General features: G+C 59.9%; 16 protein-coding genes. 6 read left to right on the top strand and 10 right to left on the bottom strand.

Annotated features, from left to right (window positions below):
- Positions 1-22: 22 nt before the first annotated feature.
- From ACR3E6_RS03500 to ACR3E6_RS03460, 9 genes are all read right to left on the bottom strand, one after another.
- Entirely contained in the window at positions 23-556 is a 534-nt protein-coding gene (locus ACR3E6_RS03500) for an outer membrane protein (RefSeq protein ID WP_171635050.1), read from the bottom strand.
- Between the two features lie 260 nt (positions 557-816).
- On the bottom strand, positions 817-1,293 hold the full coding sequence (locus ACR3E6_RS03495) for a YHS domain-containing (seleno)protein (RefSeq protein WP_171635047.1): 477 nt from the start codon (positions 1,291-1,293) through the stop codon (positions 817-819).
- Positions 1,294-1,476: 183 nt separating this feature from the next.
- Entirely contained in the window at positions 1,477-1,746 is a 270-nt protein-coding gene (locus ACR3E6_RS03490; protein WP_171635045.1) for a hypothetical protein, read from the bottom strand.
- The gene (gene plsY / locus ACR3E6_RS03485; protein WP_171635042.1) at positions 1,743-2,348 is read right to left on the bottom strand and encodes a glycerol-3-phosphate 1-O-acyltransferase PlsY; all 606 of its coding nucleotides are present in this window, start codon (positions 2,346-2,348) and stop codon (positions 1,743-1,745) included. Before plsY ends, ACR3E6_RS03490 begins: the two co-directional genes overlap by 4 nt.
- Positions 2,348-3,628, bottom strand: a complete 1,281-nt coding sequence (gene pyrC / locus ACR3E6_RS03480) for a dihydroorotase (RefSeq protein WP_480485842.1) — start codon at positions 3,626-3,628, stop codon at positions 2,348-2,350. The genes plsY and pyrC overlap by 1 nt, the downstream gene beginning before the upstream one ends.
- Positions 3,625-4,011: a hypothetical protein gene (locus tag ACR3E6_RS03475; protein WP_171635036.1), complete on the bottom strand. Its 387-nt coding sequence runs from the start codon at positions 4,009-4,011 to the stop codon at positions 3,625-3,627. Before ACR3E6_RS03475 ends, pyrC begins: the two co-directional genes overlap by 4 nt.
- Complete coding sequence (locus ACR3E6_RS03470) at positions 3,996-4,514, bottom strand: hypothetical protein (protein WP_480485840.1); 519 nt, start codon at positions 4,512-4,514, stop codon at positions 3,996-3,998. The genes ACR3E6_RS03475 and ACR3E6_RS03470 overlap by 16 nt, the downstream gene beginning before the upstream one ends.
- On the bottom strand, positions 4,511-5,446 hold the full coding sequence (locus tag ACR3E6_RS03465; protein WP_480485838.1) for an aspartate carbamoyltransferase catalytic subunit: 936 nt from the start codon (positions 5,444-5,446) through the stop codon (positions 4,511-4,513). Before ACR3E6_RS03465 ends, ACR3E6_RS03470 begins: the two co-directional genes overlap by 4 nt.
- A gap of 409 nt (positions 5,447-5,855) precedes the next feature.
- Positions 5,856-6,044, bottom strand: a complete 189-nt coding sequence (locus tag ACR3E6_RS03460; RefSeq protein ID WP_480485836.1) for a hypothetical protein — start codon at positions 6,042-6,044, stop codon at positions 5,856-5,858.
- A gap of 159 nt (positions 6,045-6,203) precedes the next feature.
- Between ACR3E6_RS03460 and ACR3E6_RS03455 the strand changes: the two genes are divergently transcribed.
- The 6 genes from ACR3E6_RS03455 to ACR3E6_RS03430 all read left to right on the top strand — a co-directional run bounded on the left by ACR3E6_RS03455 (position 6,204) and on the right by ACR3E6_RS03430 (position 13,695).
- On the top strand, positions 6,204-6,971 hold the full coding sequence (locus ACR3E6_RS03455) for a uracil-DNA glycosylase (protein WP_209834720.1): 768 nt from the start codon (positions 6,204-6,206) through the stop codon (positions 6,969-6,971).
- Positions 6,968-7,567 (top strand): metallophosphoesterase family protein, encoded by a 600-nt coding sequence (locus ACR3E6_RS03450; RefSeq protein ID WP_209834718.1) that lies wholly within the window; start codon positions 6,968-6,970, stop codon positions 7,565-7,567. The genes ACR3E6_RS03455 and ACR3E6_RS03450 overlap by 4 nt, the downstream gene beginning before the upstream one ends.
- Positions 7,564-8,184, top strand: coding sequence for a LysE family translocator (locus ACR3E6_RS03445; RefSeq protein WP_480485834.1), 621 nt, complete (start codon positions 7,564-7,566; stop codon positions 8,182-8,184). Before ACR3E6_RS03450 ends, ACR3E6_RS03445 begins: the two co-directional genes overlap by 4 nt.
- A gap of 6 nt (positions 8,185-8,190) precedes the next feature.
- Complete coding sequence (moaB, locus tag ACR3E6_RS03440) at positions 8,191-8,733, top strand: molybdenum cofactor biosynthesis protein B (RefSeq protein ID WP_480485832.1); 543 nt, start codon at positions 8,191-8,193, stop codon at positions 8,731-8,733.
- Between the two features lie 106 nt (positions 8,734-8,839).
- Positions 8,840-10,288: an efflux RND transporter periplasmic adaptor subunit gene (locus ACR3E6_RS03435; RefSeq protein WP_480485830.1), complete on the top strand. Its 1,449-nt coding sequence runs from the start codon at positions 8,840-8,842 to the stop codon at positions 10,286-10,288.
- Between the two features lie 5 nt (positions 10,289-10,293).
- Entirely contained in the window at positions 10,294-13,695 is a 3,402-nt protein-coding gene (locus ACR3E6_RS03430; protein ID WP_480485828.1) for an efflux RND transporter permease subunit, read from the top strand.
- On the opposite strand, the gene ACR3E6_RS03425 is transcribed toward ACR3E6_RS03430, so the two are convergent.
- Complete coding sequence (locus ACR3E6_RS03425) at positions 13,662-14,111, bottom strand: NUDIX hydrolase (RefSeq protein ID WP_480485826.1); 450 nt, start codon at positions 14,109-14,111, stop codon at positions 13,662-13,664. The two genes, ACR3E6_RS03430 and ACR3E6_RS03425, sit on opposite strands and share 34 nt — an antisense overlap.
- Between the last annotated feature and the right edge of the window lie 3 nt (positions 14,112-14,114).

Here is a 14,114-nt window from a genome sequence, read left to right as displayed (position 1 = left end):
AAAGCCGGGTCCAATAAGCAGGTCAGAACCGGTAAGAGACACGAACCTGCAATGTGGTTGCGTCGACATCCACATTGTTTCCGTTGAAGTTATCGAATTCGTGGTACAGCAACTCTCCACCGACGCTCACGTTCGGTGCTACGATCTGTTCATAGCCTGCGCCGATGAACCACCCGTCATCACTGCCCAAGGTGTCGGTGCTCGCTTCGGCGTAGCCTGCCGTGCCGTACAGCAGACCTTGCGGGTTTACCTTGTAGCCGGCGCGCGCTTTCAGCCGCCAGACATCTTCGACAGTTGCGGCGCCGGACAGACCCACGTCAGTCCAGTCATAGTCAAATCCGCCGCCAACGACCCAGTCGCCCAGATCATAATCATAGCCCAGGATGATACCACCGATCACGCCATCGCCATCGACACCCGACAGGCTGGTGTCTACATCGGCATAACCCAGTTGCAGACCGCCATAAAACCCGGTCCAGTTGCCCGAGGATTGTGCCATTGCCGATCCCGCGACCACGGTTGCGACAGTAGTGATGAGAGCCAATTTCAAAGTCATCTCATTTCCTTTCGATTGTCACTCTGCTCCAGTGAAATTCGGTTCACTTGTGCAGACAGTTACGATCCGCGAACGTCATCGGATCAGTGATACCTACGAACCCCTGCCCGAATTCTGCCTCTGAAACGTGAAAAGACACGCCGGGGACCTTTGAAGTCGGGCACTTCTGATACTGATGAGATAGGTAGAGATGAGAGGTCTTCAAACGATATACGGCGGCGGAACATTCCGCCGCCGACACATCTGAAGATTTAGGCGGATTATTGCTTTTGCAATTCAGCAGGGGTCTTGTCCGCGATGTTTTCCCAGTTTGCGCTTGCGCTTTCGATAAAGCCCGGGATGTCGCCTTCCCAGCGTTCCTGGATGTCTTCCGACAAGTTCAGGTACAGTTTGTTGTCGACGATTTTCCAGTGGTTCGGGTCACCGTCGAATTTGAAGCCCATGGCTGTACCAAAAGCACAATAGCCGCCATAGGCAGGCAGGTAAGCTTCCGGGTTGGCTTCGAAGGCGGCTTTGTTCTCCTCGGACGAGAAACGGTACAGCGCATCGTCGTGCAGCGTGGTGATGCGGTAGTCACCCTTGGTCGCTTCACCGACGGTGAAATAGGCAACCGGGTCATAACCCTGCATGGCCAGACCGGTCGAGCTTGCGTTGATGTCCACTCCAGCGGCCAGAGCGGATGTTGCCAGTGCAACGGACAGAGCGACGCCACCGATCAGAGATTTAAACTTGTTCATTGTTCCACCTTTCGTGAAAGGAGCCTCGTCTGTGTGCCGATCGAAGGCTCCGGATTGTTGTCCTGTGTGGCCCGTAATTGACCGTCACGACAGCGATCTGGGAAGCAGACGGATCACGTTCAAAACAATGAATCGTGATTGTGCGTCAGAGAGGAACGTCTGTTCAAAAATGCAGGCCTGACATTACGCGTCCGGTTCAAAATCCAGAACAAACGCGATGACTTTGCACGCCGCCATTTCACAAGGCCTCAGCAGCGTGCCGCTGATGCGTGTCTGATACAGGTTCATGCTGATATAGTCGGTGCCGCCCAGTTCGTGCGCAACCAGCTTGTGGGATTTCCCCTTTGCCAAATGTTGGCGCACGACGACATAGCGCCGATCCCCCGATGTACCGGTAAAACTGCCTTCGGGCAGTGCGAAAAACGCGGAAACGAAAGCGTCCGGCGGTGTCACGACTTTCCGATTTTCGGTTCAGTTCCGGCCTTGATCCGCGCGACATTGGTGCTGTGACGCCAGTAGATCATAAGGGTCAGGATAATCCCAAGGATAAAGGAGTGTCCGTTTGTCAGAACCAGTACCCAGGTCGTTGAAAGCGCGGCCGCAGCCAGCGCGCCGACCGAAGATATCCGCCAGATCGCCGCCGCCACCAGCCAGCTGAGACAGCACGCAACTCCGACGCGCCAGTCCAGCGCCAGCCAGAGGCCCAGAAAGGTGGCCACGCCTTTTCCGCCCTTGAAACCCAGCCAGATGGGAAAGCAATGACCCAGAAAGGCAAAAAGGGCTGCGATCTGCGCGGCGTCTTCTCCTGCATAAGCACGGGCAATCAGAACCGCGACCGCGCCCTTGGCCGCGTCGAACAGCAAGGTCAGCGCCGCGGCGGCTTTGTTGCCGGTGCGCAGGACGTTGGTCGCGCCGATATTTCCGGATCCGATTTCGCGCAGATTTCCCAGCCCCATGACCTTTGCAAGCAGCAGGCCGAAGGGAATGGAGCCCAAGAGATATCCAACCACCGCCCACTGGAGCAGTTCGCTAGTCGAGTTGTCGATCGGGGGCATCAGGAACTCCGGAACACTTCTTTACCTGCAACATAGGTCGAAATGACCTTACCTTGCATCCGCTGGCCGTCAAATGGCGTGTTCTGAGATTTGGATTTTAAGGCAAAGCGATCAAGCACAAAAGGCACATCCGGGTCGAACAGAACCAGATCCGCCGGGGCGCCTTCCGACAATCGGCCGCTTTCCAGACCAAGCCGTTTGGCCGGGTTCAATGCCATCGCCCGGAACAGGGTCGGCAGGTCCAACTGGTCGGCATGATACAGGCGCAATGCCGCCGGCAAGAGCGTTTCCAGCGCCACCGCGCCCGAAGCCGCCTCTTCAAACGGCAGGCGTTTGCTTTCCTCGTCCTGTGGGGTGTGCATTGAGCTGATTGTATCGATCAACCCGGTGCGAACCGCTTCGATTACAGCTTGTCGGTCATCCTCGGATCGCAGCGGCGGCTTGACCTTGAAGAAGGTGCGATAGTCGGCCACGTCCAGTTCGTTCAGCGTCAGGTGATGGATCGAGGTGCCGGCGGTTATGTCCAGCCCGTTGCGCTTGGCCCGTTCCAGCGCGGGCAGGGCGCGGGCGGTGGTGATCTGGTCGGCGTGATAGGCCGCGCCCGTCATTTCCAACAGCGCGATGTCACGGTCCAGTCCCATGCGCTCGGCCATGGGCGAGACCGCAGGCAACCCGCGCAAGGCGGCGAATTTGCCGCTGGTGGCCGCGGCGCCATGGCTCAGGCCCGGATCCTGTGGGTGGGCAATCACCAGCGCTCCGCAGGATTTTGCATAGGTCAGGGCGCGGGAAAACACCTTGGTATTGGTGATGACGTGATCGCAATCGGTGAAGGCCACGGCGCCTGCGTCCTGCAAAAACCCGATTTCCGTCATCTCTCGCCCGTCGCGCCCTTTGGTCAGCGCGGCCATCGGCAGAACATTGACCGGCGCATCCGCCTGAGCACGCCGGGTCGCGAATTCCAGCGTTTCCGGCGTATCGACCGCGGGCAGTGTATCCGGGCGGGTGACAATGGTGGTGACACCACCGGCTGCGGCAGCGAGGCCTGCGGATTTGTAGCTTTCCTTGTGCCGTTCGCCCGGCTCACACACCTTGACGCCGATATCGACGATGCCGGGGGCGAGGCACTTGCCGCCGCAGTCGATGACCTGGGCGTCAGCGACGGGCACGTCCCCGTTGCCCTTGCCCTGAATGAGGCCGTCAGTAATGTGCAGCCAGCCGGGACTGTCCGTGCCGCTATCAGGGTCGATCAGGCGGGCATTGGTGAAGATCAAGGTGGTCATGGAATGGCCCTTTCAATCGCGGCTTTGGTGGCGGCCGGGTCTGACTGGTACTTGATCAGATGCTTGTCGCCGGTTTTGGTGACAACCTGGACGAAGCTGCCCATGATATTCACGGCGGTGATCTGGTTCAGCGGCATGCTGCGTCCGCCGGGACCGGTCAGTGCGGTGTCTGACAATTGCCAATTGGCGACCATCTCTTCCGAGGCCAGATACCAAGCGCGTATGCCAATGGCGGCAAGGCCAGCAGGCGCTCCGGTCCAGACGTAAGGATTGCCGATCAGCCACAAAACGATCATCGCACCGGCCATAGCAACAGCAGCCAGCCATGCATTTGTGCGGATATAGGCCCCTTTGTCCGGGGTGAAGATCACAGGATCAGCCATAAGATGCCTCCGATGACCAAAAGCGCGACCAGTGCCAGAATGGCCGATCCTACGCGGCGGGGGGTGTCACCCGCTGTGACGGTTTGCGGGGCGGAAAAGGGTTTGGCGCTTTCGGTTTCGATGATCCCCCCGGTCCAGTTCGTGGCTTCTTCCGTGAACAGGCCGATCAGGCGCAGGCGCGGATCGGGGTTCAGCGTCGCCGGGTGTCCGTTGAAAGCCGCGCTGCGAAGGACCATGACCCAACCGTCGACAGAGGCCAGAGCGTTCCGGTCCAACTGATCCGCAGACACGCCGCAGCCCTCGGTCAGATAGCCGTAAAGCCCGAGATCTTCGAGGTCGGATACCGGGAAAATATCGATATGGCTGGAATCCAGCCCGTCGACCCCAAGCACCTGATCGGCGGCACCCGGTTCGCGCAGGAACTTCGCCTCTTCCGGGCGCATGTCCAGCGTGAACAGGCGCAAGACGCCGCGTTCGTGGGGGGCGACGGTCAGATCGCTCATGCGGCCTCGCGCAGGTTGCGGGCCAACAGATCCATCGCGGCCATGCGGACGGCGACACCCATTTCCACCTGTTCCTGAATGACGGATCGGTTGATATCATCGGCCAGCGTACCGTCGATCTCGACCCCGCGGTTCATCGGGCCGGGATGCATCACGATCGCGTCTGGCTTGGCCTGCGCCAGCTTTGCGGCGTCCAGACCGTAGCGGTGGTAATATTCGCGTTCCGAGGGGATGAACCCGCCATCCATCCGCTCTTTCTGAAGGCGCAGCATCATGACGACGTCAACGTCCTTGAGGCCCTCGTTCATGTCGTCATAGATTTCGGCCCCGAACTCGGCGAACTGGCTGGGCACCAGCGTCGGCGGGCCAATCAGGCGGATGCGGTTTTCCATCTTGCCCAGCAGAATCAGGTTCGATCGGGCGACGCGGGAATGGGCGACATCGCCGCAAATGGCAATGTTCAGTCGGTGCAGGCGACTTTTGGCCCGACGGATGGTCAGGGCGTCCAGCAGGGCTTGCGTGGGGTGTTCATGTTTGCCGTCACCGGCGTTCAGAACGGCGCAATTGACCTTCTGCGCCAGCAGATCGACCGCGCCGGAATGCGGGTGCCGCACCACCAGAAGATCCGGGTGCATCGCGTTCAGCGTCATCGCGGTGTCGATCAGGGTTTCACCCTTTTTGATCGAGCTGGCCTGCATCGCCATGTTCATCACATCCGCACCCAGACGCTTGCCCGCCAGTTCGAAACTGGCCTGTGTGCGGGTCGAGTTTTCAAAGAACATGTTGATCTGGGTCAGCCCCGACAGCACGTCGGAATGCTTGGTCGACTGGCGGTTCATGTCGACATAGGTCTCGGCCAGATTCAGAATGTCGGTGATATCGGATTGCGACAGATGCTCGATGCCAAGAAGGTGACGATGGGCGAAACGCATGGGCGGGCTCCTGTCTGACAATCGCGCCGCTTATAGGAAGCCGGGCGGCGCAAGGCAACCTAAGGTTCCGTACCCTCAGGCAGTTTTTCGCAACCGCCGTCGGGCAGGCATTGCTCACCCGGTTTGCACCACTTGCCATAACCACAGTCGATGGCCTTGATCGGTACGCAGCCTTGATGCGCCGAGCATTTGAAACCGGGGCGGCATTGTGATCCGGTTTCCTCGCACAGGAACCACCCCGGACGAGAGCAGCCCCCGCCGGGCAGGCAGGCCGAACCGCGTGCGCAGGTTCTGCCATCAGCGCATGTGGTCGGTGGCGTCGTATCCAGTTCGGGTGCGTTCCGTTCACACTCGCCACGGCCATTGCAGAAACTGTCGCCGGGACAATCCAGCCGTGATGCGCATTTGTTCAGGCCAGCGGGCGCACATCTGAGTCCACCGGCAACGCAGCGTTCGAACGGACCGCAACTGCGCCCGCCGCCGCAATAGGTGCCGCCCAGTGGAATGCAATGGCCATCAAAACTGCATCTTTGCCCGCCTGAACAACATGTGCTGCCACATTTGAACTGACCCGCACGGCATTGCCCGTGTTTGTCATGAAACGTGGCCCATGCCGGATCATCGGTGACAACCAGCACTAATCCAATGATGAGGAATCGCAGAAATCTGAGCATCGCATGCCGATGGTCGGCGCGACAGAGCGACCGATCAAGCCCTATTCGCTTTCCCTCAGCCCTCAGGCGGGTAAGTTATCCCTATGGAATCGGGCTTGGACTATTATTCTGCGCAGGCGCTGCTGGAATGGCAGATCGAACTGGGTGTGACCGAGGCAATAGGTGATGCGCCGGTTGACCGGTACGCGTTGCCCGACACCACGGCCAAACCGAGGAAACCGGAAACGTCCGCCGCCGCCCCGGCAAAGCCAAGGGATGTGGACCCGGTAGAAATCGCTGGATCCGCAGCACGGGGCGCGGGATCGCTGGATCAGCTGCGCGCAGCGATGGACGCGTTCGAACATTGCGAGCTCAAGCGCGGTGCGCGGCAATTGGTCTTTGCCGACGGGACCCCCGGCGCGCGCGTGATGATCATCGGCGAGGCGCCGGGTCGCGATGAGGACCGCGAGGGCAAACCCTTTGTCGGCCGTGCGGGTCAGTTGCTGGACCGGATGCTGGCGGCAATTGATCTGGATCGTCGCGAAAACGTCTATATCACCAATGTGCTGCCATGGCGGCCCCCGCAGAACCGCGACCCCAAACCCGAAGAGATCGGGATGATGAAGCCGTTTCTGGAACGCCACGTGGCCCTGGCCAGACCCGAGGTTCTGGTTGTGATGGGGAATATCAGCTGTCAGGCGGTGCTGGGCAAACGCGGCATCACCCGCCTGCGCGGCAAATGGGATCAGGCAATGGATCTGCCGGTGATTCCGATGTTCCACCCGGCTTATCTGCTACGACAACCGCAGATGAAACGGCAGGCCTGGGCGGATCTGCTGGAACTGAAAGCGCGGCTGCGAGGTGCAACATGAAGGTTCTGGCATTCTCTGATCTGCACATGGCGCGCAACCGGGCAGCCGATCTTGTTTCCGCCAGCGCCGAGGCTGATCTTGTCATCGGTGCCGGTGATTATTGCAATTCGCGTCAGGGGCTGGACGAGGCGATGCAGATGCTGTCCGGCATTTCGACGCCGCTGGTCCTGATCCCTGGGAACGCGGAAAGTGCAGAAGAGCTGGGCAATGCGGCCCCGAACGGTGTCCATGTCCTGCATGGGTCTGGCATGACCATAGACGGCTTGCGCTTGTTTGGTCTTGGCTATGGCGTACCACCGACCCCGTTCGGAGACTGGTCCTGTGACCTGACAGAAGGTGAGGCGACCGAGATGCTCGACCGGTGTGAAACGGCGGATGTCCTGATCGTTCATTCTCCGCCCAAAGGGTATGGGGATCAGACATCGCAAGGCCTTTCGGTCGGATCGACTGCCATACGGGATGCGGTGGAACGCCTTCAGCCGGGATTTGCGTTCTTCGGTCATGTGCATGAAAGCTGGGGCTATCGCGGGTCCCTGGGGCGAACGCATTTGGCCAATCTGGGCCCGATGCCAAGTTGGTTCGAGGTGGATACGTGATCGAATTCCAGACCTTGCTGGTCTTTGTTCCAGCGGCACTGGCACTGAACCTGACGCCAGGTGCTGATATGATGTTCTGCTTTGGCCAAGGGCTGCGATCCGGGGCGTGGCCTTCGGTATCGGCAAGCGCCGGCGTGTCCGTGGGTTCGATGATTCACGTGCTGCTGGCAGGGCTTGGACTGGGCGCTGCGGTGTCGGCGCTGCCCTGGCTTTTTGAAGTGATCCGCTGGATGGGTGCCGCTTACCTGATGTATCTGGCTTGGGGTGCGGTCCGGCATGGCGCTTTGACTGGGGATACGCCTGTGCGGTCGACGCGCACGGCCTTTCGGGATGGGTTGTTGGTCAACCTGACCAATCCCAAGGTCATTCTGTTCGTCCTGGCGTTCATACCGCAATTCGTCGACCCGACCGCGGGATCGGTTCTGGTGCAGTTCCTGATCTTCGGGCTGATCATCGCGTTTGGCGGGTTCTTGGTGAACGGGCTGGTCGGGGTTTTTGCCGGCGGGGCAGGCAAGGTGCTGATCGGCAACCCGCGCGCCGCGCGTATTGTTGGTTGGATCACGGGGGGTATTTTTTCCGCCCTTGCGATCCGGCTTGTCATGATGGAAAGGGCCTGACGCAAGATGTCGCGCATTGACGAAACCAAGGAGTTCATCCCCGTCAGAATTGCCGTTCTGACCGTTTCGGACACCCGATCGATGGACGAAGATCGCTCGGGGCAGACATTGGTGGACCGGATCGAAAAAGCGGGCCATGTGGTTGCGGACCGCCAGATCATCCGGGATGAGCGCGACCAGATCGCCGATCAGTTGCGGGCATGGGTGGCTGATGAGCAGATCGATGTCGTGATCTCGACCGGTGGAACGGGTCTGACCGGGCGGGACGTGACGGTCGAAGCGCATCGGGACGTGTACGAAAAAGAGATCGACGCATTCGGTACTGTCTTTTCCTTCATTTCGATGGAGAAAATCGGCACTTCGGCGGTGCAGTCCCGCGCAACCGGGGGGGTTGCGGGGGGAACATACCTTTTTGCATTGCCCGGCAGCCCGGGGGCCTGCAAGGATGCGTGGGATGGGATTTTGGAAAAACAGTTCGATTACCGGCATCGCCCCTGCAATTTTGTGGAAATAATGCCCAGATTGGACGAACATCTGCGACGGAAGTAGACTGGTCGTACGTTCAATTCCGTATAACCGCTTTGTGGCTTGGCATAATTCGTGATCCGGCTACATGTTGTGGACGGCAGCTTGGTGCAACCGGGGTAACTGTTTGATGCGATTTCTACGGCAGAGTCTTGTCGGTATCTTTCTGGCGTTCTTGACGCTTGCTCTGCTGTTTGTTGCCGCGCAGATCATCATGGGTGCCGTTCAGGACGTCCTGATGCGTGAGGACCAGGCGCCCGCGGCCCGCGAACGGGTCTTCGCGGTTGCCGTACGTCAGGCCGAGGCGGAAACCGTAATCCCCTATCTCGAAGCATTCGGAGAGGTCCAGAGCCGGCGCAGGCTGGAATTGCGCGCGGCACTGGGTGGCCGCGTTGTCGCCCTGGCAGAGGATTTCGTGGATGGCGGAACGGTAACTGCCCGGGAAGTTCTGGTTGAACTGGATCCGGCGGATGCCCAATCCGCGCTGGATCGGGCCAAGTCCGATCTTTTGGACGCACAATTCGAAGAACGTGATGCCGAACGGTCTTTGCTGCTGGCGCAGGACGAATTGAAATCGGCCGAGGCGCAAGCCGAACTGCGGGAACGGGCGCTGCAACGGCAACGCGATCTGGAGGCCCGAGGGGTAGGCGCCGCCGCCAGCGTGGAAGAGGCGGAACTGGCGGCTGCTTCGGCACAACAGGCCGTTCTGGCGCGCCGTATCGCGCTTGCACAGGCTGAATCCCGCGTCGATCAGGCAACGACGTTGTTGGCGCGCGCGGTGATTGCCTTGGAGGCGGCGGAACGCGATCTTGATGATATGACCATTCGGGCCGGATTCAGCGGTACGCTGACCGATGTGACGCTTGTGGAAGGGCGGTTGGTGTCGGCGAATGAAAAACTGGCTGAACTGGTTGATCCAAACGCTCTTGAAGTGGCGTTCCGGGTGTCGACGGCACAATATGTACGTCTGTTGGACGAGAATGACAGGCTGATCAACGCACCGGTCACGGTTTCGCTTGAGGTGACGGGCACCGATCTGACCGCGACTGGTCATATCAGCCGCGACAGCGGTTCTGCGGGCGAGGGTCAGACCGGACGTTTGATCTATGCGCGTCTGCAAGAGGCGTCCGGTTTCAAGCCCGAAGATTTCGTCACCGTCTCGGTTCAGGAACAACCGCTTGCCAATGTGTTCCGCTTGCCGTCTTCGGCATTGGATGCATCGGGAACGGTTCTGGTGCTGGGTGCGGATGACCGTCTGGAAAGTTTGCCGGTGCAGCTTGTCCGCAGACAGGGTGACGAGGTTTTGCTGCGGGGCGACGGGTTGGAAGGGCGCGAGGTTGTGATCGGACGCACGCCGTTGCTTGGATCTGGCGTGCGGGTGCGCCCCTTGCGGCTTGAGGCCGGGGCAGACCCGGGCATGGTCGAACTGTCAGATGCGAAACGCGCTGAACTCGTGGCCCGGGTCGAGGCCAGCGAAACCATGCCTCAGGATGAGAAAACTCAGGTTCTCGGTCAGTTGCGCGAAGCGCGCGTCCCTTCATCTCTGGTGCGGCGCATTGAAACCAAGGCCGGGGGCTGAGCGTCATGATGCGCGAGATACCTGGCGCAGCGGGTGGCCTTCTCAGCTATTTCACACGGCACCGGACGGTGGCCAATTTGCTGTTGCTGGTGATGCTGGTTCTGGGTGCGGCAGCTATCCCGAACATGCGGGCGCAGTTCTTTCCGGATGTCATTCTGGAACGCGTTGATGTGACCGTCTCGTGGGAAGGTGCAGGCCCCGAGGACATGGATGCCGGTATCGTGCAGTTGTTGGAACCTGCGCTGCTGGCCGTTGAAGGGGTAACCAGTACCGAGGCCAGTTCCCACCCAGGTTGGACCCGCGTCAGACTGGAGTTTGAGCCGAACTGGGACATGTCCCGCGCGGTCGAAGACGTCCGGACCGCGATAGACGGTGTGACGGATCTGCCCGAAGGCTCGGAAGAACCTGAAATTCGACGCGGCGCTTGGCGGGATCGGGTAACGGATGTCGTTATCAGTGGTCCCACCGACACCAATCAACTGGCGAAGCTGACGGATGAGTTCATCAACCGTTTGTTTTCGGCAGGGGTTACGCGAACCGAAATCAGGGGCATTGCCGCGCCTCAGATCATTGTCGAGATCACAACGGCGCAATTGATCGCCAATGACATCACCATGGAAGAGATCGCGTCCGCGATTGCGGCCGAGGTCAGCACCGATCCCGCTGGTGAGGTTGAGGGCGCAGGTGCGCGTATCCGGGCCGGAACCGAAAAGAGGACCCCGGAGCAGATCGAAGACATCGCGCTGCGGACCTTTGCCAACGGGTCGAAGCTGAAGGTCGGTGATATTGCAAGGATTCGGGTCGAAGGTGTCACACGGTATCGCAGTTATTTCGTCGGCGACGATCCGGCCATGTCCATCCGGGTTGATCGGTCAAATCTGGGCGATGCGATAGACATCCAGCACACGGTCGAAGATGTTGCCCGTGAAATGCAGGCCAGCTTGCCCGAAGGTGTGAAGATTGAGCTGATCCGCACCCGCGCCCAGGCCATAACCGACCGATTGAACATCCTGGTCAACAACGGGTTGATGGGTCTTGGCCTTGTCGTCTGCCTGCTGTTCTTGTTCCTCAACGCGCGCATCGCCTTCTGGGTTGCGGCGGGTATCCCCGTGGCGATGTCGGCCGCAATCGCATTGATGTATCTGGGGGGCTTGTCGCTGAACATGGTCTCGCTGTTCGGCCTGATCATCACGCTGGGCATCGTGGTTGATGACGCCATCGTGGTGGGGGAACACGCGGATTTCCGCGCCCGGCGTTTGGGTGAGCCGCCTGTTGTGGCTGCGGAACGTGCGGCGCGGCGGATGGCCATGCCGGTTCTGGCTGCGACTGTCACGACGGTAATCGCGTTTTTCGGTCTGACCCTTGTGGGCGGACGTTTCGGAGAATTGATCCGCGACATTCCCTTTACGGTGATCGCCGTTTTGATCGCTTCGCTGGTCGAATGCTTTCTGATCCTTCCCAATCACATGGCACACGCCATCGCGCATTCGGCCAAGGAACACTGGTATGATCTGCCCAACCGGGTCGTCAATCGTGGTTTCCGTTGGGTTCGGGATCACCTGTTCCGTCCCTTGATCGCCTGGGTGATATGGGCGCGCTACGTCGTCGTGGCGCTGATGATCGCGGTATTAGCCAGCCAGGTGGCGCTGTTCATTCGCGGCGACGTCAATTGGCGTTTCTTCAATGCACCAGAGCGAAGTTCCGTGACCGGCGGCTTTATCATGCGCGAAGGTTCGACGCGATCGGATACGCTGGAAATGATGCGCCTTCTGCAACAGGCGGTCAATGACCTGGGCCAGATCTATGAAGAGCGTCATGGGCGCAATCCGATCGACTATGTCCTGGCCGAGGTTGGCGGCAATGCAGGCCGACAGCTGGCTGCTGCGGATGGCAAAGATGGCAGTTTGTTGGGGGGTATCTCGATCGAACTCATCGATGCCGATCTGCGCCCTTATTCGAGTTTCGAATTCGTCGGAGAGTTGCAGGAATTCGCGCCGCGCCATCCCAAGCTCGAAGTGATCAGCTTCCGGGGGTGGCGCTCTGGACCGGGTGGCGACGCCATCGACGTGCAGTTTTTCGGTTCTGACGTGAGCGTTCTCAAGGCGGCGTCCGAAGACTTGCAGGCCGAGCTGTCGAAATTTCCCGAAGTCTCGGCGCTGGAAGACAACCTGGCTTATGACAAGGAAGAGTTCATCCTGGACCTGACTGCACAGGGAGAGGCGCTGGGATTCCGGATTGAAACGCTTGGTCGCGCCCTGCGCAATCGCCTGAACGGTATCGAAGCGGCAACTTTCCCGGACGGGCCGCGCAGTGCCGAGATCCGTGTGGAACTGCCTGAAGGCGAACTGACGGCAGATTTCCTCGAGCGTACACTCATGCGGTCTCCTGACGGGGTTTACGTACCGCTGGCCGACATCGTTTCGGTCGAGCGTGAATCCGGTTTCTCGACGGTTCGGCGCGAAAACGGCCTGAGGGTTGTTTCGGTCTATGGCGACATCTCCGAGGATGATCCGGCCCGCGCGGCTGAAATCGAACGGGCGATGCAGGAAGAAATCCTGCCGAATATCGCTGCCGAACGGCAAGTCGAGTGGCGCATGTCGGGCCTGAGTGAACAGGAAAATGAATTCCTTGCCGAAGCCCGCACCGGTTTGATCCTGTGCCTGACAGGTATCTACCTTGTTCTGGCCTGGGTGTTCGCCAGCTGGACACGGCCAGTGGTTGTCATGGCAATCATACCCTTTGGCCTCGTTGGTGCGATCTGGGGACACTACATCTGGGATGTGCCGCTCAGCATGTTCACGGTGGTCGGGTTGCTGGGCATGACGGGGATTATCATCAACGACTCGATCGTTCTGGTGACGACGATAGATGCGTATCAAAAAGACCGTGGTCTGGTTCCGTCCATTGTCGAAGGTACCGCAGACAGGTTGCGTCCCGTGATGCTGACCACTTTGACCACGGTTCTTGGACTTGCACCGTTGCTTTATGAAGGTTCGCAACAAGCGCAATTCCTCAAGCCGACCGTGATCACGCTGGTTTACGGGCTTGGGTTCGGGATGTTGCTGGTTCTGATTCTGGTGCCTGCCCTGCTGGCGATCCTCAATGACGTGGCGCGTCCGATGACAGCCATGCGCCGTGCCGCGCGGGCACCCGACCGGGTGGTTCGCGGGGCGCTGGCGGCAACCGGGGCCGCATTGGCTGTTTGGTTCGGCCTGACGATGATTTGGCCCGCGGTTACAGGCGCACCGCTTGGCGTGCTGCAAGGCCTCTATGCGGGTGGAGATGGCATTGCGGTGCTGCGAATGGGGTTGGGTGCATTCCTGGCCGGGGCAATTCTGATCGTGGTCCTGAGCGTGATCCTGTCAGGTTTGCTTTATGGGCGGCTGACAAGATCGGCCGATGCCTGATCCGCGCGGATCGCGTGTTCTAAAAGGTCGATGACCCGCGCGCTCATCGGCAGGTCGCCCCGGCGTATCTGCTCGATGGCAAACCAGCGGGCATCCAGCGCGTCATCACCAGCCTGCGGTGTGCCGGACTGATAGCGGCAGGCAACGCCGACCAACAGGTAATGGGACAAAACCTGCCCCGCCTTGTCGTGACGCAGCAGATCCAGATTTCTCAGGTAATGAGACGGTTCCGCAATCACCGAGGTTTCTTCCCGCAACTCACGCTGCGCCGCCTGCAGAACGGTTTCACCCCACTCTACGTGGCCGCCGGGGAACCCCCACAGCCCCTTGTCCGGCTGTTTGCTGCGCTGAACCAGAAGAACCTTGTCCTGATGCAGAACAACCGCCAATGCACCGATCTTGGGGGATCGGCTCATGCA

The organism is Ruegeria sp. AL3 (genome assembly GCF_056536065.1).
This window is presented reverse-complemented; position numbering and strand designations above follow the sequence as displayed.